At 34.4% G+C, this 22,457-nt stretch carries 21 protein-coding genes and 2 pseudogenes; 16 read left to right on the forward strand and 7 right to left on the reverse strand.

From position 1 onward, the window contains the following. The 4 genes and pseudogenes from DN393_RS17105 to DN393_RS17120 all read left to right on the forward strand — a co-directional run. Positions 1-91, forward strand: a 91-nt coding sequence (locus DN393_RS17105) for a zinc ribbon domain-containing protein (RefSeq protein ID WP_149173703.1), incomplete at its 5' end; no start/stop codon positions are given. Between the two features lie 129 nt (positions 92-220). Continuing rightward, a pseudogene (locus DN393_RS17110) lies at positions 221-304 on the forward strand (MerR family transcriptional regulator); the annotation flags it as partial. A gap of 81 nt (positions 305-385) precedes the next feature. Further along, positions 386-2,128: an amidohydrolase gene (locus DN393_RS17115; RefSeq protein ID WP_088047102.1), complete on the forward strand. Its 1,743-nt coding sequence runs from the start codon at positions 386-388 to the stop codon at positions 2,126-2,128. 107 nt (positions 2,129-2,235) lie between these two features. Then, complete coding sequence (locus tag DN393_RS17120; RefSeq protein ID WP_149173704.1) at positions 2,236-3,273, forward strand: agmatine deiminase family protein; 1,038 nt, start codon at positions 2,236-2,238, stop codon at positions 3,271-3,273. A 48-nt stretch (positions 3,274-3,321) separates the two neighbouring features. Here the strand turns inward: DN393_RS17120 and pepF are convergent, their stop codons facing one another. Both pepF and DN393_RS17130 read right to left on the reverse strand, forming a co-directional pair. Beyond that, a complete protein-coding gene (gene pepF, locus DN393_RS17125; protein ID WP_149173705.1) occupies positions 3,322-5,109 on the reverse strand; it encodes an oligoendopeptidase F in 1,788 nt (595 codons plus the stop codon). A gap of 117 nt (positions 5,110-5,226) precedes the next feature. Beyond that, complete coding sequence (locus tag DN393_RS17130; RefSeq protein WP_064475961.1) at positions 5,227-6,018, reverse strand: arylamine N-acetyltransferase family protein; 792 nt, start codon at positions 6,016-6,018, stop codon at positions 5,227-5,229. A 216-nt stretch (positions 6,019-6,234) separates the two neighbouring features. Here DN393_RS17130 and amyS point away from each other — a divergent pair, with 216 nt between their 5' ends. Then, on the forward strand, positions 6,235-7,776 hold the full coding sequence (gene amyS / locus DN393_RS17135; RefSeq protein WP_098111738.1) for an alpha-amylase: 1,542 nt from the start codon (positions 6,235-6,237) through the stop codon (positions 7,774-7,776). Positions 7,777-7,870: 94 nt separating this feature from the next. Here amyS and betA read toward each other — a convergent pair whose 3' ends face one another. Next, positions 7,871-8,500, reverse strand: coding sequence for a collagen-like exosporium glycoprotein BetA (betA, locus tag DN393_RS32300; RefSeq protein WP_098111737.1), 630 nt, complete (start codon positions 8,498-8,500; stop codon positions 7,871-7,873). A 378-nt stretch (positions 8,501-8,878) separates the two neighbouring features. Here betA and DN393_RS17145 point away from each other — a divergent pair, with 378 nt between their 5' ends. From DN393_RS17145 to DN393_RS32040, 6 genes are all read left to right on the forward strand, one after another. Then, positions 8,879-9,598 (forward strand): hypothetical protein, encoded by a 720-nt coding sequence (locus tag DN393_RS17145; protein ID WP_078183024.1) that lies wholly within the window; start codon positions 8,879-8,881, stop codon positions 9,596-9,598. A 453-nt stretch (positions 9,599-10,051) separates the two neighbouring features. Beyond that, positions 10,052-11,953, forward strand: coding sequence for an endonuclease MutS2 (locus DN393_RS17150; protein ID WP_078183025.1), 1,902 nt, complete (start codon positions 10,052-10,054; stop codon positions 11,951-11,953). A 6-nt stretch (positions 11,954-11,959) separates the two neighbouring features. Further along, positions 11,960-12,484 (forward strand): GNAT family N-acetyltransferase, encoded by a 525-nt coding sequence (locus DN393_RS17155; RefSeq protein WP_098103397.1) that lies wholly within the window; start codon positions 11,960-11,962, stop codon positions 12,482-12,484. A 160-nt stretch (positions 12,485-12,644) separates the two neighbouring features. Beyond that, positions 12,645-13,355 (forward strand): histidine phosphatase family protein, encoded by a 711-nt coding sequence (locus tag DN393_RS17160; protein WP_064475955.1) that lies wholly within the window; start codon positions 12,645-12,647, stop codon positions 13,353-13,355. 248 nt (positions 13,356-13,603) lie between these two features. Continuing rightward, on the forward strand, positions 13,604-14,296 hold the full coding sequence (locus tag DN393_RS17165; protein WP_078183028.1) for a hypothetical protein: 693 nt from the start codon (positions 13,604-13,606) through the stop codon (positions 14,294-14,296). Between the two features lie 163 nt (positions 14,297-14,459). After that, the gene (locus tag DN393_RS32040) at positions 14,460-14,717 is read left to right on the forward strand and encodes a hypothetical protein (RefSeq protein WP_078183029.1); all 258 of its coding nucleotides are present in this window, start codon (positions 14,460-14,462) and stop codon (positions 14,715-14,717) included. Between the two features lie 112 nt (positions 14,718-14,829). Here the strand turns inward: DN393_RS32040 and DN393_RS17175 are convergent, their stop codons facing one another. Continuing rightward, the gene (locus DN393_RS17175; protein WP_149173706.1) at positions 14,830-15,795 is read right to left on the reverse strand and encodes a quinone oxidoreductase family protein; all 966 of its coding nucleotides are present in this window, start codon (positions 15,793-15,795) and stop codon (positions 14,830-14,832) included. Positions 15,796-15,918: 123 nt separating this feature from the next. Here DN393_RS17175 and DN393_RS17180 point away from each other — a divergent pair, with 123 nt between their 5' ends. From DN393_RS17180 to DN393_RS17190, 3 genes are all read left to right on the forward strand, one after another. Continuing rightward, positions 15,919-16,812 (forward strand): LysR family transcriptional regulator, encoded by an 894-nt coding sequence (locus tag DN393_RS17180; RefSeq protein WP_064475953.1) that lies wholly within the window; start codon positions 15,919-15,921, stop codon positions 16,810-16,812. A gap of 302 nt (positions 16,813-17,114) precedes the next feature. Then, entirely contained in the window at positions 17,115-17,627 is a 513-nt protein-coding gene (locus tag DN393_RS17185) for a DUF2690 domain-containing protein (RefSeq protein ID WP_149173707.1), read from the forward strand. 17 nt (positions 17,628-17,644) lie between these two features. After that, positions 17,645-18,121, forward strand: a complete 477-nt coding sequence (locus DN393_RS17190; protein WP_060631718.1) for a DUF2690 domain-containing protein — start codon at positions 17,645-17,647, stop codon at positions 18,119-18,121. 108 nt (positions 18,122-18,229) lie between these two features. On the opposite strand, the gene DN393_RS17195 is transcribed toward DN393_RS17190, so the two are convergent. Together DN393_RS17195 and DN393_RS17200 are read right to left on the reverse strand one after the other, a co-directional pair. Then, entirely contained in the window at positions 18,230-18,766 is a 537-nt protein-coding gene (locus DN393_RS17195) for a GNAT family N-acetyltransferase (RefSeq protein ID WP_064475952.1), read from the reverse strand. Positions 18,767-18,970: 204 nt separating this feature from the next. Then, positions 18,971-19,459: pseudogene (locus DN393_RS17200) on the reverse strand (DinB family protein). Between the two features lie 184 nt (positions 19,460-19,643). Here DN393_RS17200 and DN393_RS17205 point away from each other — a divergent pair. Further along, positions 19,644-20,120: a DinB family protein gene (locus DN393_RS17205; RefSeq protein ID WP_141669124.1), complete on the forward strand. Its 477-nt coding sequence runs from the start codon at positions 19,644-19,646 to the stop codon at positions 20,118-20,120. Positions 20,121-20,399: 279 nt separating this feature from the next. After that, positions 20,400-21,437, forward strand: a complete 1,038-nt coding sequence (locus DN393_RS17210) for a DUF4003 domain-containing protein (RefSeq protein WP_149173708.1) — start codon at positions 20,400-20,402, stop codon at positions 21,435-21,437. 77 nt (positions 21,438-21,514) lie between these two features. Here the strand turns inward: DN393_RS17210 and DN393_RS17215 are convergent, their stop codons facing one another. Continuing rightward, on the reverse strand, positions 21,515-22,324 hold the full coding sequence (locus tag DN393_RS17215) for a DUF817 domain-containing protein (protein WP_149173709.1): 810 nt from the start codon (positions 22,322-22,324) through the stop codon (positions 21,515-21,517). Between the last annotated feature and the right edge of the window lie 133 nt (positions 22,325-22,457).

The raw sequence follows: 22,457 nt of genomic DNA on the forward strand, positions 1-22,457 counted from the left end.
AAAAATACGTGAGTGGTGTTGTGTTGGGTGCAATAGCCATCACGATAGGGATGTAAATGCGTCGATAAATTTATCAAGATGGGTAAAATAAATGCTTGATAATAGGAGGTAACGATACTGCCTCGTGTGGAGTGTTATACCCCTCGTCCCTTCGGGGTTGCGAGAACACGATGAAGCACTAACTTGTGTAAATTGGATTGAATTGTATAGATTTAGTTAAGTTTATCGTATCGGACCTGAATGTGATTGTTTAGTAGAGGAATATGTGACACAAATTTGTTTTATAGTGATGAAAATAGACTGAGAATAAGGATTGACATTAACATTATGTCAATCCTTATTCTATTTATGTAAGTAATTCATCATAATAAAAAGGAGAAAGAATATGAAAAGAACAATCATGATTATTTGTCTGATTCTAAGTGTGACATGGGTTTCAGCGTGTACTCCTGGAGTAGGAGAAGGTGAGAATGGTAGCTTCGTTCTACCTAATCAGTTGCCTAAAAATGTAGTGTTTAAAAATGGTACAATCTATACTTCAAATGGAAAGCAAGACATTGTAGAGGCTGTAGCCGTTAAAGAAGGGAAAATTACTTTTGTTGGTTCAAACAAGGATGTAGAAGGATTTATAAATGAAGATACGAAAGTGGTGGATTTACAAGGGCGTTTTATTCTTCCTGGTTTTGTGGATAACCATAATCATATTTTTGAAGCAAAATCACCAGCAGCAGGGAATTGTAGTGTTTCACCGGATGCTGCGCTGCAAGAACAACGATCGTATTTAAAAGCTTGTAAAAAAGATGTGAAAGATGGTGAATGGATAAGTGGAACAGGATTTAGTTTGGAAGAGCTGTTAAAAGATATGGACGAAAAATCAGAACAACAAACGCCATTACAAGTTCTTGATGAGTTATTTCCTAATAACCCTGTATTAATTATGGAAAGAACTTCGCATTCTGTATGGGTTAACTCAAAAGCATTGGAAATAGCGGGAATAAATAAAGAGACGAAAGATCCGCAAGGCGGAAGAATCATCCGGGATCCAGAAACAGGAGAACCATTCGGGCTTCTGTATGATACAGCAGGGGATATCGTAATGGAAAAAGCATGGAATTCTCAGCCTAAACTCTTTGAAAAAAATTATGAAGGTTTGTTAGATGGTTTAGATGAGGTTGCGAAGAATGGTATTACTACAGTCGGCGATGGACGTCTTTATTGGAAACGAGGCTGGTTAGACGTTTGGAATAAAGTTAATGATGAGAAAAAGTTAACGTCGCGAGTAGTACTTCGTCCGTGGGTATATCCAAATTTAAATGAAGCAGAACAAATGGAGTATTTCAAAAAAATTAAGCGTGATGATGTATCATCTAGAATGCTTATTAATCAAGTGAAAATGTATAGTGATGGAATTAGCATTAACAGCACAGCTAAAATACTAGAAAAATATAAATTTGAATGGTTTAAAGGAACCCCGTACGGTTTGAACTATATTCCAGAAGAAAAGATGAAGTGGTGGTTGACGGAACTTAATAAAATTGGTTACGGTGCACTCATTCACGCGATTGGAGATGGCGGGGTAAGAGAGAGTTTAAATGCAATTGAAGCAGCGAAAAAAGAAGGGGCGAATCAGCCTTATACGCTTACGCATGTTGAAATGGTAGAAGATAGTGATATAAATCGTTTTGCTAAGTTAGGTATTAGTGCTGATTTCCAAGTAGGCCATGATTTTGCAGAAGATCCTAAACAAAGCTGGGCAAGTGCGTATTTTTCAGATCAACAGATGAAACGAATTATGCCGTTAGGACACATTTGGAAAACAGGAGCGAACGTATCGCTTAGTAGTGATTGGGATGTAAATGAACTAAATCCACTTGTGACGATTTCGAATGCACTAAGTATTGAAGAGAAAGGCTTATCTGATGTATACGCAGCTATTGATGCATATACAATTAAGCCCGCCAAAGCATTAGGTCTTGATACTATTACTGGTTCAATTGAAGTAGGTAAATCAGCCGATATGGTATTACTAAATGAAGATATTACTAAAATGAGTGCCGATAAGATTCCGAATGCGAAAGTTTTAGTGACGGTTTTACAAGGAGAAGTAGTGTATCACAAAGAGAAATAGAGAGACACCTTATAAAGTAGTTACAAGTAAATGAATATATATCTGTTGACCTTAACACGATGTCAAAGTTTAGACTGAACTTACATTCAAAGAAGGGGTGAACACGTATGATAAAAAATTTATTTTATATGCCTGCTGAGTGGGAGAAACATGAGGGGACATGGCTCCAATGGCCTCATGATAAAGCTCATAGAGGTGAAGGTTACAGAGCTAAGCTAGATGATATTTGGGTAACGATGGCAAAGGAGCTTCATTACGGAGAAATTGTGCATATTGTTGTATATGATGAGGAAGAAAAAGTACATGTCCAATCGAAGTTAATGGAAGCGAAAGTGGATATGGATAAAATTGATTTCTTAGTTCAAGAGACGGATGATGTGTGGATAAGAGATAATGGACCGATCTTTGTAAAAGATAAGGAAGGCAATCTCTGCTTAACACACTGGGTTTTTAATGGTTGGGGAGATAAATATCCGTATGAAAATGATGCTGTTATTCCGGCAAAAATAAGTAAGATGTATAGTATTCCAAAAGTTAAATCTAGTGTCTGTCTAGAAGGTGGAGGAATAGAGATAAACGGAAATGGAACCTTAATGGCGGCAAAAACTTCTATTATAAATGAAAATCGAAACCCTACACTAAGTCAGGAAGAGATTGAAATGGAGTTAACGAAGTATTTGGGGGTAACGAATTTTATATGGATAACTGGTATTCGCGGTGAGGATAATTATGATGAAGATACGGATTACCATATTGATGGCGCAGCACGTTTTGTAAATGAAAATACAATTCTTTATGAATATGATCCTTTCGGGGAGAGTGAATCCTACCTTTTGGAGGCGTACGAAAAGCATTATCAAGAATTGCGAAAAGCAAGAAATATAGATGGAAAACCATTTCAGCTTATACCAGTAACGGTGACAAGAAAAGCTGTAAAAGAAGCAGATTGTAAGGGCTCATATTTAAACTTTTATATTGGAAATGAGGTTGTATTGGTTCCTATATATGGCGATGAGCATGACAAGTTAGCGCTTCAAATTATTGAAGGGCAGTTTCCGGGAAGAAGAATTATCGGCATTTATGTAAATGAGCTGTTTGCGTATGGTGGCATGATTCACTGTGTGACGCAGCAACATTTAGCATAAAGTAACCGAAATGAAAAAAGCATGCAGAGTATATACTCTGCATGCTTTTTATAATGCTGAAAACTCTTCAACAAGTGAGCTAAAACGATTTAGTGCACTTTCAATCGGTTCTGGCGTAGTTAAATCAACTCCAGCTTTTTTCAGTAAGTTTAATGGATAGTCAGAACTTCCGCCTTTAAGGAATTCAATATAATGTTTTTGAGCATTTGGATCGCCGCTCAATAACTTATCAGCAATTTGGATTGCAGAAGCGAATCCAGTTGCATATTTGTACACGTAAAATGGACGATAGAAATGCGGTATTCTAGCCCAGCCGTATTTTACTTCTTCGTCAAATACGAGGGAGTCGCCATTATACTCTCTAAACAAGTTTTCATAAACTTCGCTAAAGACTTGGGCATTTAATGGTTTACCTTGCTGTGCCATTTCATGTGTGATTTTTTCAAACTCAGCGAACATGATTTGTGTAAAGAAAGTGCCTTTAAATTTATCGATGAAATGGTTTACTAAATGATTACGTACATCAGCATCTTTTGCTTCTTTTAATAAATGATGAATTAATAGCACTTCATTTACTGTAGAAGCGACTTCTGCGACAAAAATAGTATAGTGTGCAGAAATTCTTGGTTGGTATCCGTGTGAGTAATGTGTATGCATGCCGTGACCACATTCATGAGTAAGAGTGAAAAGGCTATTTAAATCATCGTGATGATTTAAAAGGATGAAAGGATGAACACCGTATACACCAAAGTTATAAGCACCGGAACGTTTTCCTGGCGTTTCTCTCACGTCGATATAACGTTTATCTTTAAAGCTTTTTAATGTTTCAATATATTCTTCACCTAATGGAGCTAGTGATTCGATCATGATGTCAAACGCTTTGTCATATGGAATGTCTTGTTTTACACCCGCTACTAAGTCAACGCCCAAGTCGTATTGACGTAGTTCATCTACATTTAATTTTGTTTTTCGAAGTTCATTATAAGTATGTAGTGATTGAATGTTTTTTTTCGTCGTCTCAATTAAATTTTCATATACTTCTTTCGGAACCATGTCGCCAAATAATGACTTTTCTAAAGCTGATGGATAGTTTCTTAGCTTTGAAACAGTAACATTATTTTTAATAGCAGCAGATAAAGTAGAAGCGATAGAATTTTTTAATTGAACGTATGGTTTGTAATAAGCTTTATAGGCTTCTTTACGTTTCTCACGATTTTCATCTTCTATTAACTTTGCATACATTCCGCGCGTTAAAGTAACTTTTTCTCCATCATTAGTAGTCACTTCACCAAATAGTATATCTGCATTATTTAACATGCCATATGTATGCTGCGGGGAGGAGAGTGCTTCACCCATTTGTGATAAAATCTCTTCTTGGTCCTTATTCAATACGTGTTTTTTATAACGGTATAATTCAAATAAATCTTCTTTATAGTATTGTAAGCCTTCTGCTTCTTCTATGTAAGAATGTAATGTGTTTTCATCTATGCTAAGTAAGAATGGGGAAAAGAAAGATTTAGCCGCACTTACTTTCACGTGTAATTGTGATACTTTATCGACAAGAGATTGGGCGTCAGTATCGCGTGTATCAAGGTCAGATTGTAATCGTGCATAAGCGAACATTAAAGATATTATGCTAGAAATTTCTTCACTCTTTGTTAAATAAGCTAATAAACTATTGCCATCGTGAATATTTCCATTAAACTCATGTAAATCTTTCGTTAATACTTCAATTTTATGAAAATCGCTTTCCCAATCTTCAATTGTATGGTAAATATCCGTTAAATCCCATTTTTCTTTATCATCTACTTGTAGTCGATCTTTAAGTTCAGTCATAATCATTTCCTTTCTAAATATGTAGTTATATTCCTATATAACTATGAAATACAACAAATTGCAAAAAATCCCTGCTGGAAAATGAAAAGCCTTGCTAAAATGGCAAGGCTTAAAAAATTATAATGTAATTCCGAATTTTGAATGTAAAAGATTTTTATATTGTACATCTGTAACGTTTTCTTTCGTTTTTTTACCGTTTTTCGCTATTGTCAGACTATCCTTTGTTAAAGATGCATGCCCATCTTCAGTTAGTTTTACAATAAGAGGTACTTTGTTAAATGGTGAGCCCTCATGTTCAACGATAATTTCTTGTGCTGCATTTGCTTTTTCTTCATCCACTTCTTCTATATAAAATGCGTAGCCTAACGTCCAATCATCAGCAGAAGATTGATCCAAAAACTCATTATTTTTACGCATCTCTAACATGTAGTTTCCTTTTTCGGTCATTTCTTTACGAATACGATAATCTCCTGTAACGGAGTGAATGACTTCACCTGAGAAAGGGACAGGTGCAAGAGGTAAGTATGATCCGAATCCTACTTCAATTAAATAAAGTTCATTATGATGTGTTAAAACGGTTGCGATATGGCCAGAATCAACAGCCCATATAGAATTTGCAGCATTGTACACTGTTCCTGAAACGAGATGAACATCAAATCCAGCGTCTTTAAGGAAGTAATACATAGTAGGATTGAGTTCATAACAAAGACCGCCACGGTTGTTTACTAAAATTTTTTCTTTTAGATTTTCTTTTGATATTTCTGTAAAGTTGTTTTCGAGAATATTTAAGTTTTCAAAAGGGACAGTTTGTGCCATCGCGTACATAATGTTAGGTAAATCTTCGAATGAAATTTTGTGTATTTCTTCTATATGTAATCTTGCAAAAAAATGTTTTTGAAAGTCCGTCATAGAAATCCCTCCGTTATGCTTTTATAGATAAATTGTAAACAATCTTGAATAAGATGTGAAATAAAAACTACGTTGAAGTATTTGTTGAATATTTGAAGTTAGATTAAAAAATAATGTGGGAGAGTGAGAGATTACTACTTTACTAATCGTAGAACGAATATTATAATAATTCCGATAAACTATGCAAACGTTTTCTTTGAAGGGGATGGTGTAAATATGTTGAAAAAAATAACAGTAGTCGGCTTGTCGGTTGTTTTGTTTTTACCTAGTATACATGGGGGAAGTAAAGTGTATGCAGATACGGTTAACAATGGAACGTTAATGCAGTATTTTGAGTGGTATGCTCCGAATGATGGTAATCATTGGAATCGCTTGCATTCAAATGCTGAAAATTTAGCTCAAAAAGGAATTACATCTGTTTGGATACCACCTGCATATAAAGGAACTACGCAAAATGATGTAGGATATGGAGCGTATGATCTATATGATTTAGGGGAATTCAATCAAAAAGGAACGGTGCGGACGAAATATGGGACAAAAGCACAGTTGAAATCTGCAATTGAAGCTTTACATAAGCAAAACATCGATGTATACGGCGATGTAGTTATGAATCATAAAGGTGGAGCAGATTATACTGAAAATGTAACGGCTGTTGAGGTAGACCGTAACAATCGAAATGTTGAGGTATCAGGTGATTATGAAATTAATGCATGGACGGGGTTTAACTTTCCTGGGCGCGGAGATGCTTATTCTAATTTCAAATGGAAATGGTATCATTTTGACGGAACGGATTGGGATGAAGGAAGGAAATTAAATCGAATTTATAAATTTAGGGGTATAGGTAAAGCGTGGGACTGGGAGGTGTCTAGCGAGAATGGAAATTATGATTATTTAATGTATGCAGATCTTGATTTTGATCATCCAGATGTTGCGAATGAGATGAAAAATTGGGGGACGTGGTATGCGAATGAATTAAATTTAGATGGCTTTCGTTTAGATGCTGTTAAGCATATTGATCATGAATATTTACGCGATTGGGTAAATCATGTCAGACAGCAAACAGGAAAAGAAATGTTTACTGTGGCTGAATATTGGCAAAATGATATCCAAACTTTAAATAATTATTTAGCGAAAGTCAATTATAATCAATCTGTATTTGATGCACCACTGCATTACAATTTTCATTATGCTTCAAAAGGAAATGGGAATTATGATATGAGAAATATTTTAAATGGAACAGTAATGCAAAATCACCCTGCACTTGCAGTTACTCTCGTTGAGAATCATGATTCTCAGCCTGGACAGTCATTGGAATCTGTAGTAAGTCCGTGGTTTAAACCGTTGGCATATGCATTTATTTTAACTCGTGCAGAGGGGTATCCTTCAGTTTTCTATGGTGATTACTATGGGACAAACGGAAATAGTAGTTATGAAATTCCAGCGTTAAAAAATAAAATTGATCCGATTTTGACGGCACGAAAAAACTTTGCATATGGTACGCAGCGTGATTATTTAGACCATCCAGATGTAATTGGCTGGACAAGAGAAGGGGATGATGTACATGCGGATTCCGGTTTAGCGACATTAATCTCAGATGGACCAGGAGGATCAAAGTGGATGGAAGTTGGAAAGGATAACGCAGGGGAAGTATGGTACGATATGACGGGTAATCAAAAAAATACTGTAACAATTAATAAGGACGGATGGGGGCAGTTCCATGTAAGTGGAGGATCAGTTTCCATATATGTTCAGCAGTGAATTGGTGATAGAAAAGAAGAGGTAGACTGAAATATAAGTCTTCCTCTTCTTTTTATATTGTTATCATACCTAGATTTTTATTTTAATAAATGAATTAATCGACTTTTAAAACAACAAGAGATGCATTGGAATAAATAATATCACCAGTAGCTTCTCTTATTCGTACCCGAAGAACATCTCCTTGGTTTAAAGGTAATAAATCAGTTCTGGCGGATGTAGCTCTTACCCCAGAACCACCACCAACTCGTGTTTCAATTGCGAATTGAATAGAATCGTTTATTGTAAGATTTAATATACTAGACGAAATAGCTTGTATCGCAAATACGATTGAAAAGGATACAGAGTATACACCAGTGGTATTAATGGTAATGGAGTTGTCTACTGGATTTAGAGTAGTTTCACTAACAGGTCCTGGAACGGTAAAATTAACATTTGTATTAACTACTGCTGAAAAACCGATACCTATTTCAGAAGTTATTGTTCCAAATACGGGGAGTATCCCGAAACCGGTTGCTCCAGTGGGACCAGTTATTCCAATTCCGGTAGATCCTGTAACCCCAGTAGGACCAGTTATTCCAATTCCAGTAAAACCTGTCGCACCGGTAGGTCCTGTCATTCCAGTAGGTCCGGTTGGGAATGTAAATGGTGGAATTGGTGGTAGTGTGGGGCCAATTAAATTGGGTTCAAGAGTAGGTCCGTGTAAAATGATGTATTGTTCGCTCATATAGTAACCTCCTATGATTGCTTGTCATAATTATTAAATGTATTAGAGAAAGTAAATGACATTCGCAATAGCGGAGGTGCTTATTTAATTTTTTCGCAGCGAAATTAAAGTTAGTACTTTAAAGTTCGATACAATAAAAAACTGTATTGTGATTGCTATAGAACTAAATATTAGTATGTTTTTAACGTGATTTTAATAGTTTTTATATTAGTTTTACGATAAAATAAATATAGTGTAAAATTACACTATAAGTGTAAAGTGATAATAAAAGGGTTTTTTAACACTTGTGGTTATGAGAAGAAGTTCTTTATATAAATCGTAATTTAAAATCCATAAGGACATTTCTGTATAGGCAGTAGTAGCAAAAGGAGAGGCAATATGAAAAGAACAATAATGAAATATAGCATAATGCTTAGTTTATTACTATTAACATCATGTGATATATCGGATGAAGAAATTGAACGAAAAGCACAAAGTTATACAAAATCGGAGCATGGTATTACTGTAAAACTAGATCGAATTGAAATACCCGAACAAGGTAAGGATTTTTTAGGACCAGATATACGAATAGCTTATGTACAGCAAGTAGATGAACCATATTTACAATTTCAAATGTATTTCGATGGACGAACCTCTCCAAAGGTAAATAATGATAACTATAAAATAAAAAAAGAAGCGAATGATTTACGAGAAAGATTCAATACATATTATGAAGAAAAAGGAAATGATACTATACTTACTTTCGAGCAAATGCAAACAGGGGATACCGTTTTCGGTAAGAATGAAGAGAAAAAAATAGCGAAGAAACATCCGAAGCATTATGTTACGGCAGTTTTCAAAAGTAATATCTTTTTGGACGTAAACAACCGTGCACATATGGAAACGTTAGCGGAGCTTGCGAGAAGTATTCAGGAATTTAATAAAACGATTGAAAATAGTAAGAGTAGTGTGGATGATATTACAATTCAGTTGCCAAATGCTAATAAGGAAATATTACAACATATTGCAGTAGATTATATAGTAACGGTTGAAGATGCGAAAAAGACCCTTGAGAAAAAGGTTGATTATATGAAAGCTTTACAATCTGCAAGGGAATAGTTTGACACCTTTACTTCTCACAAAACATATAGTATGATGATTTCAATAAATTAGATTTCAATGACTATAATATAAATTAATGAGAGGTGCTTTTTGTGAGTGCGGTAGGTACTAAATAGGAAAAATTTAATGAAATAAATCGGATAAGACCAGGGGATTTTTATGTACATCATACCCCTAATTTTGTCATGGATTTATTTCGAAACCTATGAAGATACCTACAATACTTTATAAAGCGTGTAATAAGGGGATTGCCATCTGTTTTTTATGGCTTATTTCCTCATATATTATTACACTTGCCTTGTAAATGTAAAAGCTGCGGTATCCCCGCAGCTTTTTTGTATACGTTTTTAATGTATAAAAATGGTAATTGAATAATGTAGGGCTCATTGGAATCTAATGAGTAGGTATCTTCATTTATGATATAAATCAATCATAGTGAGGAGAAACAAAATGAATACGATGACTTTTGAAAAGTTACAATATAACGAATTAAAGGATATAGTGAAATCTTATTGTGTAAGTGGATTAGGTAAAGAATTATTAAATAAATTAGAACCGAGTACGAGTATAAAAGTAGTGAGGAATCGCTTGAATGAAACGACAGAAGCACGAGCTATAGTAGATGCAGAAGGGCATGTTCCTTTCTTTGGCATTTCAAATATTGCTAGTACAATTCAAAAATTAGAAAAAGGGATGATTTTAGACCCTGAAGAGTTAGTAAGTGTTTCAGACTTTTTACGCGGCTGTAGAAAGATTAAAAAATTTATGTTAGATAAAGAATTTTTTGCGCCAGTATTAGCTTCTTATGCAAATTCAATGACTGAATTTAAAAGTATTGAAGAGGAAATTAACTTTTCCATTAAAGGCAATAGTATTGATGCAGCTGCGAGTAAAGAGTTAAAACGAATTCGAAATAACATAGATTCAGTAGATGGGAAAATAAAAGAACGTTTAACGAAGTTTTTAAATAGTAGTGCAAATAAGAAGTATATTCAAGAGTTCTTTATTAGTAAGAAGGATGATCGGTATACGATTCCAATTAAATCTTCTTATAAAAATCAAGTTGCGGGAAGTATAGTTGAAGCGTCCGCTAAAGGCTCTACTGTATTTATAGAACCACACACGGTTACAAAGTTAAATGCGGAACTCGCTAGTTTGAAAGCAGAAGAAGCGATGGAAGAGTATCAAATTTTAGCGACTTTATCAGGAATGGTAGTAGAAAGTATTTATCATATAAAAATTAATATGGAATTGATTAGCCAATATGATATGGTGTTTGCGAAAGCGAAATTTAGTAAATCAATTGATGGAATAGAGCCGAAGTTAAATGATCATGGCTACATTCATTTAGTAAATTGTAAGCATCCGCTTTTAAGTGGAAAAGTAGTACCGTTACACTTTGAAATTGGTCAAAACTACCGTAGTTTAATTATTACAGGACCAAATGCGGGCGGGAAAACAATTGTATTAAAAACAATCGGATTGTTAACTTTAGCGACAATGTCAGGCTTGCATATTGCTGGAGATAAAGAAACAGAAATTGCGATTTTCGAAAATGTATTTGTAGACATTGGTGATAATCAAAGTATCGAAAATGCACTAAGTACATTTTCATCTCATATGAAAAATCTATCTGAAATTATGAGGATGTCAAATAATAATACGCTACTATTATTTGATGAGATAGGAAGCGGGACTGAACCGAATGAAGGGGCAGCACTTGCAATTTCTATTTTAGAGGAGTTTTATCTTGCAGGATGTATTACAGTTGCGAGTACGCATTACGGTGAAATTAAGCGCTTCTCAGAAATGCACGATGATTTTATGAATGCAGCAATGCAATTCAATAGTGAAACACTAGAGCCACTTTATAAATTAGTAATTGGAAAATCAGGTGAAAGTAATGCACTTTGGATTGCGAATAAAATGAACGTAAGAGAACATGTACTGAAAAGAGCGAAAGAGTACATGGAAAATAAAGAATATTGTTTTGAAAAACTGAATGAAAGCAAAATTAGAAAACCGAAATTTGTGCAAGAAAAAAGAGGAAATCATTACGAGTACAAAATCGGCGATCGTGTAAATTTATTAGATTATGATGATTTTGGTATCATCTATAAGGAAATAGATAATTTCTATAACGTCGTTGTATATTATAACGGTGAATTTGTTGAAGTGAATGTAAAACGTATTACGTTAGAGGTAGCGGCGAAGGAATTATACCCAGAGGGATATGATTTAAATACACTATTTGTCGATTATAAAGAAAGAAAAATACAGCATGATATAGAGCGCGGATCGAAAAAAGCGCTTCGTAAAATTCAAAAAGAAATAAGAAAGAATAGAGGATAATATAGAATGGTAACGATTAGACAAGAACAAAAAAACGATTATAGAAAAACAGAAGAAGGTGTACAACAAGCATTTTTACATGAAGAATTTAGTGATAAAAAAGAGCATGAACTTGTAAAACGTATTAGAGAATGTGACGCATTTATTCCAGAGTTATCAATCGTTGCAGTAGATGAGGAAATAGTCGGTCACATTCTGTTATCCAAAATTACGATAGAACAGGATGGAACTTCTGTAGAATCATTAGCGCTTGCACCTGTATCAGTTGCTAGGGACCATCAGAAAAAAGGAATCGGCGGGAAGCTTATTGTAGCTGCGTTAGAAAAAGCGAAAGAACTTGGATATGGATCAGTTGTAGTGTTAGGGCATCCAGAATACTATCCGAAATTTGGTTTTAAGAAAGCAAGAGAGTGGAATATAAAAGCACCATTTGAAGTGCCAGATGAAGTGTTTATGGTGATTGAGCTAAGTGAGAACGCTCTGCAAGGTGTAGAAGGAGTCGTTCAGTATTCGAGTGCTTTTGCTGAGTAGGAATATCAGTTGAAAAATGTAATCATAAAAGATGCTATCTTTTTGTAGAGATATACAGAAAGATAGCTTTTTTTATTTAGCAAATTCACTTACGTATATTTTGCTCAATGAATAATTAAGGTGGTAAAATTGATATAGAAATGTAAAGGGAGAGAATAGAATGAAGAATCGAGAAACAGATAGCAATGAGAATGTAGTTACGTTATATGTTACAAGACACGGAAAAACAATATTAAATACGAATCATCGCGCGCAAGGTTGGGCAGACTCCCCGTTAGTAGAAAAAGGTGTTGAAGTTGCCTCTAATTTAGGAACAGGATTAAAAGATGTTCATTTTACGAATGCGTATAGTAGTGATAGCGGCCGAGCGATTGAAACTGCTAATTTAGTATTAAAATATAGTGAGCAATCAAAGTTAAAACTTGAGAAAAGAAAAAAATTACGAGAATTAAATTTTGGTATTTTTGAAGGTGAAAAACTTGAAAATATGTGGGATGTGGTTGGAAAAGCTGCAGGCGTTGCATCACCAGAAGAACTTATGAAGTTTTCTATTCAAGAAGTGATTAATCTTATTAGAGCAGCAGACCCTACGAAACAGGCGGAAGATTGGGAATTATTTTCTACTCGTATAAAAGAAGAGATTGATAAAATTAGTGAAGAAGCTGCTGCAAATGGTGGCGGTAATGTTTTAGTTGTCGTTCATGGGCTCTTGATTACTACCTTAATCGAAATGTTAGACAGTAGCAAAACAAAACTTGGAGTAGAAAATGCTAGTGTGACCCAGGTTGTATATAAAGACGGAACATACACAGTCGAGTCTGTTGGAGATATGAGTTACGTTGCAAAAGGGAAAGAAAGTGTGGAAATATAAAAATAAGAAAAGGAAGGTAGAGAAATCTAGCTTCCTTTTTATTTTTAAATATATCATTTATTAACTATAATCGGAATATTCTGTTGAAAAGAACTGTGAAAATTATTGTAATGGTATAATTAGGGAGTAGGAACAACAAATTAGTTTGTAGTGTATTGGAGGGACATTAGTCTAGCTTTACATTTCATCTCATCTCGGAATCTAAAATAAGTATACGAGAAATAAAACAAAGTAAGGAATGTGTGAATATGGATCGAATATATTTTGTGGACAACCCGTGGCCTAATGGTCATCGAATTGTTAATTTTAAGTGGAGTGCACATTTTAAATATGCTGAGGAAGAAGAGTTAAATGGTATGGCTGGTTTGTATTTTGATTTGCATTTAGAGACCGCGGATTATGATGAGGAAGATTTGGATGAAGAAGATGAAGAGAATGAGGAAGAAGATGATTGGCAGGCTAAGATTGTATGGAACAACTTCCATAGATGCACTTTGTCATCAGAAGAATGGGATTTTAAAGGGTTTCGTGTAGGCAGTGATGAGGCGCCTTTTAATTTGGATACGCTAAATGGGAAGAGATTTGCAATTGATTGTTTATCGGAAGATGAGCAGCAGGACTTAGATTTAGAGTTAACTGCATTTGACGTTTATTTACTTGGACATGATGCGTCAGCCTTTCATAATATTAAGTTTACTAGATTAGAAGGGCAGACATATCAAATTGAATGGAAAGGGAAATTGGCACTAGCGTATATTGGTGATTATGAATTTAAATATGATTTTCATACACTAATTACCTCAACATCATTTAGTGGAATTAATATTCCTAATGAAATATCTGATTATGAGGCGTATGTTTTGCTAAAAAGATTTGTTAGTAATCCAGTATTGTTTGAATTGCAACATGATAAAGGGGATAGACGATTTGTATTGAAATAAAAATATATTATTGCATTTATGAAATGTATGAGTAAAAGGCTACCGTATTCGACATAGTTAATAACTTTGGTGTCGGAAAATTAAAAGAAAATGATACATAGTATGTGATTTATGTTCAGTTCTAAGAAGAAAAGAATATTAACAATTATATGGAGAAGTGATTATGTTGATTAAATTCGTTCATTTGTTATTTGGAAAACCGTGTGAAAAAGGTGATTCGTTCCAAACTAAGTTTCCACGTTTTATTTATTGGAGTGCAGTTGTATTTTATTTTTTTGGAATGCTATTATTTTTGGTTTTTTCTTTTATTGATACTGTATTTATTGGATCGTTGATATTTGGAGGTTTGTTTTTTCCTTTAATATTTAGATTTGTTTATTATATAAACTTAAAAATGAGGGGCCTAGAAAGAGAAGCATAGACAGAAAAAATATAAATAACTGGGTAATTGAAAAGAAGCGAAATCGAACATAAATAACGTTAAAAAAGGAAGTGAAGAAATATATTCTAGCTTCCTTTTTTTATTAGTACGATTATGGAATTAATAAAATCTTCCCTGTACTTTTTCGGCTCTCTAATAATTCATGAGCACGGGCACCGTCTCGTAAAGAGAATGTAGTAGGACTTGTGATTTTTACTTTTTCGGTCGCAATCCATTCGAATAATTGAGAGGAGCGTTCTTTTCTCTCTTCATAAGATGTAAGCACGTTCCAAAGGTCTCCGCCAGTTAAAGTTTTCGAAGTATCCATAAGCATACGCGGATCAACGGGCGCAGGATTACCACCAGCCATTCCGTAAAATACGACAGTACCACCAGTTTTAGTTGCGCTAAAACTTTCCTCTAATGTAGAACCTACTGATTCATATACAACATTTACTCCATCACCGTTTGTTGTTTCAAGTACTTTCGCAGGCCATGCTTCAGTATATAAAAATACGTGATCAGCACCAGCTAACGTAGCTATCTGTGCTTTATCTTTTGATGAAGTTAGGCCGATTACTTTTCCGCCTAGTAGTTTAATTATTTGAATAAGAAGTTGCCCAACACCACCAGCTGCGGCATGTACTAAAGCTATATCACCTTGTTTTATTTCATAGCTATCTTTCGTTAAGTAATGTGCTGTTAGACCTTGCAATAAGACAGAAGCGGCTGTTTCAAAAGAGATAGAATCTGGAAGCTTAATTGCTTTCTCCGATGGAACAGCAACTAGGTCTGCATTTGCAAATGGGACATCAGCAAATGCAATACGGTCTCCAGGATTAATATTCGTAACGTCAGCTCCTACTTTTTCAACAACGCCAGCTCCTTCATAACCTAATACATATGGTGGGTTGCCAGCGAGATGATAATCACCGCGGCGTCTATAAATATCAGCGAAATTTAAACCGATTGCTTTCGTGCGGACAAGAATTTCATTTGGATTTATGATTGGATCATGTATTTCTTTATATTGTAGTACATCCGGATTTCCGAACTGTTCGAAACAAAGTGCTTTCATATGGAATCCCTCCATTTTTATTGTTTGTCGATGCTCTTTATCATACAATACAAATATCAATAGACAAAGAGGATTATTTCGATGAAATCAATCGGGAATATCGATTGAAAAGAGGGACGATAAATGGAGATAAAACAATTAATTACATTTAAAGTAGCAGCGGACACTTTGAATTTTACGCAAACTGCGAAGAAATTAAACTTTGCTCAATCGAGTGTAACGGCGCAAATTAAAACGTTAGAAGCAGAGTTAGGTACGCCGTTATTTGAAAGATTAGGAAAACGTCTTTTTTTAACTGAAGCAGGCAGAAAGTTTCAACTATATGCCGACAAGATGATTGCACTCAGTAACGAAGCTAAAATGGCTGTGAAAGATGATGAGGAAATAGCAGGTACGTTAATAATCGGTGCGCAAGAAAGCCAATGTACATATAGACTTCCTTCTATATTAAAGAGGTTTAAAGCACAATTTCCTCAAATAAAGCTTATATTTAAACCAGCACATTCCAATAAAGATGCGAGGGAACAATTGATGGAGGGAAAAGTCGATCTTGCCTTTATTTTGGACGAATGTAAAACAGAAGATGCTTTACATGTGGAGCCGCTTATGAAAGAAGAATTAAAAGTAGTAGCTGCTTCAGGGCATTATTTACTCGAGCAAACTTCCGTTTCTACAAAAGATTTAGAGAAGGAAACACTTTTGTTAACAGAACTCGGTTGCTCGTATAGAACTTTATTTGAAGAGCTATTTCGTACAGAAGATGTGTATCCAGCAAATAAAATTGAGTTCGTTAGTGTCGAGGCAATTAAACAATGTGTTATTGCAGATTTAGGTATAGCAGTTTTACCCGCGATAGTAGTAGAAAAAGATATACGAGAGGGAACGATAAAAGAGTTACATTTAGAAAATGCAATTTCACCGATTTATACACAAATTGCTTGGCATAAAGATAAATGGATGACAGCGCCACTGCAGCAATTTATTGATGTGACGAGGGAGTTTTTTACAACAGATTAAGTGGAGAAATATTTATTTTATATAAAAGAAAAAATGGCAATTTTGTATAAAGAACCGATGCTTGCATGTAACAAGTATCGGTTCTTTTATGTTTTAAATAAAGAATGCTATAAAATGTGTATTTCTCAACTTTTTTTCTTAGACAGATAAGTAAAATTCTTCGTATATTCCAATAATCATAAGGAAATTTACAACGTTTATCCGTTTCTGTAAGATGCCTCTAGGAAGCATGAAAGGAGGGCTTACATAGCGGTATAGCTTGTTTTTATGATACGTACTTATTTTTGGGGAGGAGATTTGCAATGTTTAAAAAGTTAATGAAAGTATGTGTGTTAAGTGTAGCGAGTGTAGGTGTATTATTTAGTTTTCAAGGAAGTACATTTGCAGCTACTGATTTAAGTAGTTACTATGACGGAAAAAATCCGGCTACAACGAAAGTATACGGAGGCAGTACAACGTGTGATGCAGATGGATTTAATGCAAAGTCTACAGCGGTGTATGAGGGTAGTAAAAAAGTAGGGACAGTGTATTTACGTTACAGTAATAAATGTCACGCAGCATGGTCTAAGCTTGTTTTAGATCAACCAGCACCTTCCGTTTCTGGAGGGATATATGCTTACGCTGTTATTAATAAATATAAAAACGGTGTATTTCAAAAATCAGTAGACTCTAATAGTGGTAATGGAGCAATAAAAACAGGTCAAACGAACACGTATACAGGAATGGTATTTGATTTAACTGCTGATTTTGGTTATACGGCTGATGCCGAAGCGGTGACGATTAATAATGGTTACGGGAAAACTGGACGTTATTAATAAAGGAGTGGAATTCTATGAAGCTTTTTAAAAAGGTAAGCGCATGTCTTTGTCTGGCATTGCTCGTCATAACTAGTGTTTTTAGTACGACGAATAATGATAAAGCATTTGCAGAAGACCATTCATATGATGGGAAAAGCCCTTACTACAATAGCTGTGATCAATCAGCAGTAACGAAAGAAAAGAAGTGGATTGATTCTAATTCATATGTGGAATTAAAATTTAGCACGACGTGTAAAACAGCGTGGGCAAAGGTTACTGTAACTCGTGCAGCGGTTTATAATAACGAAGCTGATGCAAGGATAGTCAGAAAAACCGATGGAAAGGCATATACTTGCGGAAGTGCTGGAGGAAATGGTGTTGTGAATAAAGGGCAAACATCATGTTATACGCCAATGGTATATGATTTAGATCCAAGAAAGGCACAAGCACAAGGGAAACATGCCATTCCGAATAGTGATGCATATAATTATGCGGAGACAATTTGGTATTAATATAATACATGAGTTAAGAGTTGTTATTTGATATAAAAATGAAAGAGCCTTATTGCATTTTAGTGTGGTAAGGTTCTTTCAAGTTGTTAATAGTTTAAGAACAGTTATTTACAATGACATCTCTTTATAATCACTTTTAAGTATCGCCATAATAATTTCATCTGAGAATGTATCGTTATAAAATAAAGATTGACGTAAGGTTCCTTCTTTTACAAACCCAATCTTTTCATAAGCTCTAATTCCGCGTAAATTATGGCTAAATACTTCTAACTGTAACCGATTTAAATATAGTTGTTCAAAAACAAATTTTAAAACAATTGTAATAGCTTCAGTTCCATATCCTTGTCCTGTTAGTGCTATTGAAAGCATTGATATTCTGAATCCTGCTCTTTTGTTCTCCTCATCGATATCTAAAATCGACAACTCTCCAATCATTTCGTCATTGCTTTGTAAACAAATAGCGAAATCATAGCGACTCGAATCATTATTTATATGAGCTATATGTGTCTTTATTTGTTCCAATGAAAAAGTAGGTTTGGTTCCAGTCATATAACGTATCTCTGTATCCATCGTACTTTCTAATATAATTGGGGCATCTAGTTCGCAAAGAGGTCTTAAATAAATTCTTTCACTCTCTAATCTCATTATAAATTTCTCCTTAAGTTTGGTGATAGAGTATATAAATATTTTTGCTCTACATGGAAGAAGAGTTTTATTTTGTGTATTGTTTGAAAAGTATGTGTCTTACTTTGATGTTACATGAATTTTATAATGATATGGTATACCTAAAACAAATGATAAAAGTTTTATACACAACAAAATGTATCAACAAGTTTTTTTATAATCGAATTAACTAAGGTCTGTATCAGGAGGAGTGTACCCAAGGTGACGAGCCATAGATACAATTTGTCCTTTATGATGAAACTCATGTGTCTCTGTATGAGTTAAAAGCCATATCGGTGTTGTACTCCAAGGTTCTTTTTGCCATTTCACTTCATTTGCTATATTTTCGAGCCAACGGTCATTGTATTCATCTAAAAAGTTTTGTACAGTCTCATCTACTAACTTAAATCTAGCACGGACTTTCTCCACATCTGCATGCTCAATTTCATAATCACTAGCGAATGAAAAATCTGCTCGTTTTTGCTTGAATGCAAATGATCCAAGCCAGTATTAATAGCAATCGGCTACATGAATATGCGTCTTTATAATACTACCGCTCCCGAAATTAGGAACAGTGCTATGTAATTTTTCTAGTGGAATTTCTTCCAAAAATGTAAATAGAGTTTCTCTTGTAGAGCTAATAAGATTATATTGTTGTTTTAAAATATGTAACATGAAATTAACACTCCTCTTTTATTTACTAAACTATTTGTGTAGTAAGTAATTCTATATGTACGAGAGGTGAACCTTTTTATTATTTTTACTAGGCATATTAGATGTATTTCTTAATCGTTTCTGATATATTAAACAAGGTGAAACTTTAATAAGTTGAACATTCTTAGTTCATAATAAATGGTACATGAAGAAGGGGAACGATAAAATGAATAGACTAGTTGGCTTAAAACAATTTGAAATAACGCGCGGGGAACTGCTTAAATTTATGGAAACGTTAGATGATAAAACTGTAGATACACAGCCAGAGGGTTTTAACAATACAATTCGTTGGCATATTGGTCACGTGTTAACGGCAGCAGAAGTTTTCATGTTTGGAAAAGAATTTAAACAATTACCAACTGAATATCCAGGTATGTTTGGGTATGGATCAAGACCGTCTAAATGGAAAACAGAAGGACCATCGTTAGAAGTGTTAACGGCTCAATTAAAAGAACAAGCTAAACGTATTAACGAAATTCCAGCAGAAGCATTTGAAAATAAACTGCCAGAGCCATTCCTAGGATTGGAAACAGTAGGAGAGCTATACGGTATGATGCTTTATCATGAAGCTGATCATATTGGGCAAATGAAGGCGATGGAACGTATTATTAAGGCTCTTTAGTTTTAATTGCATATGAAAAACGAAATCACAGATGTTTTGTGAAAATTGAGGTGTAAGTAGTTACAATCTTATTTTTCACAATACAGGTGTAATGTTAAATAATATAAAGACAAAAAAAGATAGATAATTTATTATCTATCTTTTTTTGTTGTTGAACTTTTTGAAGGATTATGAACGATTATCATCGTGATACTGATGAAGTAGGAATAGTTATTATTTTTTGTTTTACATAATAGAAAAATATTGAAGATAATACAAAAATAAGGTTGCAAAATCTGTATGAAATATAAGTATAATAATAGAGAAGAACTAGAAATAGGGGTGAATACTATGATTACATTAGAACAAAAGTTGGAGCAATACACACATACATATGCACAGATAAAGGGAGAACTAAAATGGAAAACGAGTGATTCTCGAACAGGAATGATGATTGCTGCTATGTATGCAGGTAGTGATAAATTGTTAGATCTCGGACGTTTTTTAGAAATTAGTAGTTATATTAAGAATCAGGTAGGGATGTTTTCATACTTAAAGTCTTATCATCGCTTTGTTGTGGCCGCAACATTAGATATTCACTTTACAGATTACAAGAAAGCTTTTCGGAAGTTTTTAGATTTATATGAACAATTGGTTGCTGGTGGTTTTAGCCGAAGTATATTTACTTATCTCGCAGCTGCTGTGCTTTTAACAGAAGAAAATGAACAGCATGGCACGCACATTCAGCGTTCGATGCAAGTATATAAACGCATGAAAGAGGATCATCTTTTTCTTACAGGTACAAATGATTATCCGCTCGCAGTTTTACTAGCAGGACAATCAGAGAATGTAGAAACACTTATGGACCGAGTAGAACGTCTGTATCAGAAACTAGCGAAAGCTGGTTTGCGTAAAGGGAATGATCTTCAGTTTTTAAGTCATATCCTCTCACTAAAGAAGGATGTCCGTGAAGAAATGTTAGTTGCAACATGTACAAACATATGGAAGTTGTTAAAACAAGAAAAAGTTAAAGTGAAACAGATGCATTACCCAGCTATCGGGCTACTAGCGTTACTTGAGGATGGAGAAAAAGAGGTTCATGCTATTAAAGCGTTGATTGAAAAATTGCAGGGAGAGAAATTATTCCGTTGGCATACAGATGCGAATATTCTTATTGCTATTCAACTGTTCGTAAGTCAGAAAGGTGAGGAAAGTAAAGCTACCAACACAGGTTTACAAACTATGATAGAAGTCCTCATACAAGCACAACAGGCAGCTATGATGGCAACGATTGCTGCTTCATCTGCTGCAACATCTTCTGCTAGTACTAGTTCATAATGTGCAATTGCGTATGCTCTTGTAATTTATAACTCCTTTGATAAGGACGGTTTAAAAAATATTATTAAAAAAGCCCATCACTCTCTAATGAGTGATGGGCTACCTGTTTTTACATAATCAGCGTTATTTTTGGACTCCTTCAAAAGTTTGAGTTGTGTAACAATCATAATGCTAATAACAACGAGTAAAAACCATGAGCTAATTTTGCTTAAGTGAACGAGATTCCACGCTTCCCGTTGATTTGGATATTGCCATGCTCCGAAAAAAGTTGCGATGTTCTCTGCAATCCAAATAAAGAAACCAATAAGGAAAAATGAGAGAACGAGTGGCATTTTATATGTAACACCTCGTAATGAAAATTCTACAAATGTTCGAAAGAAAACGATGAATAAAAGAACAGTTAACACCCATCTAAAGTCATATAAAAAATGATGTGTAAAAAAATTAAAGTAAATCATTGCTCCTAACGGCACGGCAAAAATAGCTTTCGGCCAATGATGCATTTGTAAATGCAATCTTCTCCACGCTTGGCATATGTAACTTGAAACACTTGCGTACATAAAACCGCTGTAAAGTGGAACTCCAAAAACTTTTGAATATGCCTCTTCCGGATAACTCCATGAACCGAAATGTACTTTATATATTTCTAGTAGAAGGCCGATGAGGTGGAAGACAGTAATTACTTTTAATTCGTCTTTCGTCTCAAGCCCAGTCTTGTACATAATCCACTGCATAAGAAGACATACGATGAGTATGAAATCGTAGCGGTATAACCCTGGGATAGAAACTATTTTTGAAAGGGCTAGTGTTAAGAAAATAACGACTGGGAATAAGCAAGATAATGCTTGCTCGTAAGTGAAGTGTAATAGTTGTTTTATATAGAACATTGTGTCACCTTCGATATTTTTGTTAGAAAACTCGAAATAATGACTAAGTATACTACAATTTTAAAAATAAGCCAGTAGTCTATTTTGCATGTATTTGTAAGTTTTAGAAAGGAATTGTAATAAGTATTTTAAT

Source organism: Bacillus sp. BPN334 (genome assembly GCF_008368885.1).
In the GTDB taxonomy this organism is placed as follows: Bacteria; Bacillota; Bacilli; order Bacillales; family Bacillaceae_G; genus Bacillus_A; species Bacillus_A wiedmannii.

Bases quoted from the DNA above. Each gene is read 5' to 3' on its own strand.
- pepF (WP_149173705.1), bottom strand. From the start codon at position 5,109: ATGACTGAACTTAAAGATCGACTACAAGTAGATGATAAAGAAAAATGG.
- DN393_RS17120 (WP_149173704.1), top strand. From the start codon at position 2,236: ATGATAAAAAATTTATTTTATATGCCTGCTGAGTGGGAGAAACATGAG.
- DN393_RS17215 (WP_149173709.1), bottom strand. From the start codon at position 22,324: ATGTTCTATATAAAACAACTATTACACTTCACTTACGAGCAAGCATTA.
- DN393_RS17155 (WP_098103397.1), top strand. From the start codon at position 11,960: ATGGTAACGATTAGACAAGAACAAAAAAACGATTATAGAAAAACAGAA.
- DN393_RS17115 (WP_088047102.1), top strand. From the start codon at position 386: ATGAAAAGAACAATCATGATTATTTGTCTGATTCTAAGTGTGACATGG.
- DN393_RS17190 (WP_060631718.1), top strand. From the start codon at position 17,645: ATGAAGCTTTTTAAAAAGGTAAGCGCATGTCTTTGTCTGGCATTGCTC.
- DN393_RS17180 (WP_064475953.1), top strand. From the start codon at position 15,919: ATGGAGATAAAACAATTAATTACATTTAAAGTAGCAGCGGACACTTTG.
- DN393_RS17210 (WP_149173708.1), top strand. From the start codon at position 20,400: ATGAAATATAAGTATAATAATAGAGAAGAACTAGAAATAGGGGTGAAT.
- DN393_RS17145 (WP_078183024.1), top strand. From the start codon at position 8,879: ATGAAAAGAACAATAATGAAATATAGCATAATGCTTAGTTTATTACTA.
- DN393_RS17165 (WP_078183028.1), top strand. From the start codon at position 13,604: ATGGATCGAATATATTTTGTGGACAACCCGTGGCCTAATGGTCATCGA.
- DN393_RS32040 (WP_078183029.1), top strand. From the start codon at position 14,460: ATGTTGATTAAATTCGTTCATTTGTTATTTGGAAAACCGTGTGAAAAA.
- betA (WP_098111737.1), bottom strand. From the start codon at position 8,500: ATGAGCGAACAATACATCATTTTACACGGACCTACTCTTGAACCCAAT.
- DN393_RS17150 (WP_078183025.1), top strand. From the start codon at position 10,052: ATGAATACGATGACTTTTGAAAAGTTACAATATAACGAATTAAAGGAT.
- amyS (WP_098111738.1), top strand. From the start codon at position 6,235: ATGTTGAAAAAAATAACAGTAGTCGGCTTGTCGGTTGTTTTGTTTTTA.
- DN393_RS17205 (WP_141669124.1), top strand. From the start codon at position 19,644: ATGAAGAAGGGGAACGATAAAATGAATAGACTAGTTGGCTTAAAACAA.
- DN393_RS17160 (WP_064475955.1), top strand. From the start codon at position 12,645: ATGAAGAATCGAGAAACAGATAGCAATGAGAATGTAGTTACGTTATAT.
- DN393_RS17130 (WP_064475961.1), bottom strand. From the start codon at position 6,018: ATGACGGACTTTCAAAAACATTTTTTTGCAAGATTACATATAGAAGAA.
- DN393_RS17195 (WP_064475952.1), bottom strand. From the start codon at position 18,766: ATGAGATTAGAGAGTGAAAGAATTTATTTAAGACCTCTTTGCGAACTA.
- DN393_RS17185 (WP_149173707.1), top strand. From the start codon at position 17,115: ATGTTTAAAAAGTTAATGAAAGTATGTGTGTTAAGTGTAGCGAGTGTA.
- DN393_RS17175 (WP_149173706.1), bottom strand. From the start codon at position 15,795: ATGAAAGCACTTTGTTTCGAACAGTTCGGAAATCCGGATGTACTACAA.